The sequence below is a fragment of the Agromyces humi genome, from assembly GCF_009720255.1.
In the GTDB taxonomy this organism is placed as follows: domain Bacteria; phylum Actinomycetota; class Actinomycetes; order Actinomycetales; family Microbacteriaceae; genus Agromyces; species Agromyces humi.
In genome coordinates, this window is record NZ_WJSP02000473.1 from 1 (window position 1) to 2,493 (window position 2,493).

Consider the following 2,493-nt stretch of genomic DNA (forward strand, 5'->3'; position numbering starts at 1 on the left):
CGCACCCGCGACCTCGGGGATCAGGCCGGATGCCGCGAGGGTGAGGGCGATTCCCTGCGCGGCCGTCACGACCTTGCGCCAATAGCGGTACGGGAGCCGCCCGCGAAGCCACGGAAGCATCCATCCGTCGATCGCGATGTCGTCGCGCACGAGGCCGGCCGTCTGGGCGCGGCGCAGCAGCGGCTCCCCCGACTCGTACATCACCTCACGGCACGTCGCGAGCAGCTCGGAGTCGCGGTTGAGCCCTTCGAGCAGCACCTTCTTTCGGCTGGCGTAGTCGGCGAAGCGTCGCAGCCACGCGGCGAGCGCCTCGAACGGCGGCAGGTCGTCGAGCTCCTCGGCGAACGAGGCGACGCCGGCGACCTCGTCGAGGTACACGGCCTCGACGAGCGCGTCGCGGGTGGGGAAGTTGCGGTACAGCGTGCCGATGCCCACGCCGGCGCGGCGGGCGATGTCCTCGAGCGAGGCGTCGACGCCGTGCTCGGCGAACGCCAGGTTCGCCGACTCGACGAGGGCGTCGAAGTTGCGGCGCGCGTCGGCGCGCGTCGGGCGCCGTTCGTCGAGCAACGCGCGGAGCGTGGCATCCGTCATGAAACACCTGCTTGCAAACCGGAGGGTGCCTCCGCTAAGCTAACCGGAGGCGGCCTCCTATCGGAGGTTCCCTCCAGTATATCTCCTCAGCCCCGAAGGGTGCTTGATGCCAACCTCCACCACTCGCCTCACCTTCATCGCGGTGGCCACGAGCTTCACCGCGGTCGCGAGCCTGCAGTCCCTGATCATCCCCGTGCTGTCGACGATCGGCACCGACCTCGGCGCCGACGCGGTCGGCCAGACCTGGATGCTCACCGCGTGGCTCATCTCCGCGGCGGTCGCCACCCCGCTGCTCGGCCGCGCCGGCGATCTCGTCGGCCGCCGCCGCATGTACCTCCTCGCGCTCGGCGCCGTCGCCGTCGGCTCCGTGCTCGCCGCGTTCGCGCCGAACCTCACCGTCATGCTGCTCGCCCGCGTGCTCCAGGGCCTCGGCGGCGCCGTCTTCCCGCTGGGCTTCGGGCTCGTGCGCGACGCCTTCACTCCCGCCCGTCTCGCGGGCGCGATCGGCGCCCTCTCGGCGATCATGGCCGCCGGTTCGGGCCTCGGCACCGTGATCGCGGGCCCCATCTCCGCAGCCATCGGCTGGCGCGGCCTGTTCGTGCTGCCGCTCGCGCTCGCCGGCGTCGGGCTCGTCGTCGGGGTCCGCGGCCTGTCGCGCACCGCCACCCGCACCGCCGGCCGCATCAACGTCGGCGCCGCAGTGCTCCTGTCGAGCTGGCTCGTCGCGCTGCTGCTGCCGCTGAGCGCCGGCAACCAGTGGGGCTGGGGTTCGCCCCTCGTGATCTCGCTGTTCGCGATCGCGGCGGTGCTCGCCACCGCGTGGGTGATGGTCGAGGTGCGCTCGAGCAACCCGCTCGTCGACATGCGGATGATGCGCCTCCCTGCCGTGTGGACGACCAACCTCACCGCCCTGCTCACCGGCGCCGCGATGTTCGGCATCTGGGCGACGCTCCCCCGCCTCGCCGAGACGCCCACGTCGAGCGGCTACGGCCTCGGCGTCGACGCGAGCACCGCCGGCCTCATCATGCTGCCGATGCTCGTGACCATGGCCTCGGTCGGATTCGTCGCCGGTCCGCTGAGCCGGGTGCTGCCGTTCGCGGCGCAGCTCACGCTCGGCGCGTTCCTCTCGGCGGCCGCGTCGCTCTCGATCGCGCTGTTCCACGACGGCGTCGTGCCGCTCGCGATCGCCGCGGCCGTGCTCGGCCTCGGCACCGGGCTCGTCACCTCGTCGACGCCGAACCTCATCGTGCGCAGCGTGCGCGCCGACCAGGTCGGCATCGCCACGGGCATGAACGCGAACATCCGCACCATCGGCGGCGCCATCGGCACCACGGTGTTCGCGGCGGCGATCGGCGCGGTGCTCGGCGCCTCGGGCCTGCCCACCGAGTCGGGCTACGTGGCCGCGTTCGTCATCGGCGCGGTGCTCGCGTTCGCGGGCGGCCTCGCACCGTTCCTCGCCCGTGGTCGCACTGGCCGGCCGGTCGCCGAGGTCATCCCGATCGCCGAGTCGCCCCTCGTCGAGGCCGCCGAAGCGGCCTGATCCATCCCGGCCGGCGCCGCGGAAGCCAGCCTGTTCCACCTCTCGCAGTGGCGAGCGCGACGCGCGTCGGCCATGCTCGGGGGATGCGCCCTACCGCAGCGGAAAAGAGTTCGACGTCGACGAGACGAGCTGCAGCACCATGAGCCCCAGGTGGGCGAACCCGTCGGGCGCGAGGACCGCGCGGAGGATCCCCGCCGCGAGTTGCTCCGCCAACCAGGCGCCGGCGTTCGACTTCGAGCCGCGCGACCACCTCGAGATCGGCGAGCTGCTCGACGCCAGCGACATCATCCTGCGTCGGCAGCTCATCGAGTGGCTTCGACCGCTGGGCCGGCTCCATGTCTACGTGGGTCCCTCGCCCGACG

At 72.6% G+C, this 2,493-nt stretch carries 3 protein-coding genes; 2 read left to right on the forward strand and 1 reads right to left on the reverse strand.

The annotated features are described in order from the left end of the window. Nucleotides 1-591, reverse strand: a 591-nt coding sequence (locus tag GH736_RS21065; RefSeq protein WP_159606797.1) for a TetR/AcrR family transcriptional regulator, incomplete at its 3' end; no start/stop codon positions are given. Between the two features lie 106 nt (nucleotides 592-697). Here GH736_RS21065 and GH736_RS21070 point away from each other — a divergent pair. Further along, nucleotides 698-2,131, forward strand: coding sequence for an MFS transporter (locus tag GH736_RS21070; RefSeq protein ID WP_159606799.1), 1,434 nt, complete (start codon nucleotides 698-700; stop codon nucleotides 2,129-2,131). A 139-nt stretch (nucleotides 2,132-2,270) separates the two neighbouring features. Further along, the coding region (locus GH736_RS24725; RefSeq protein ID WP_203230891.1) for a hypothetical protein at nucleotides 2,271-2,493 on the forward strand (223 nt) is incomplete at its 3' end.

What these genes read in the sequence shown, in the direction of transcription:
- GH736_RS21070 (WP_159606799.1), top strand. Translation starts at nt 698, where the DNA reads ATGCCAACCTCCACCACTCGCCTCACCTTCATCGCGGTGGCCACGAGC.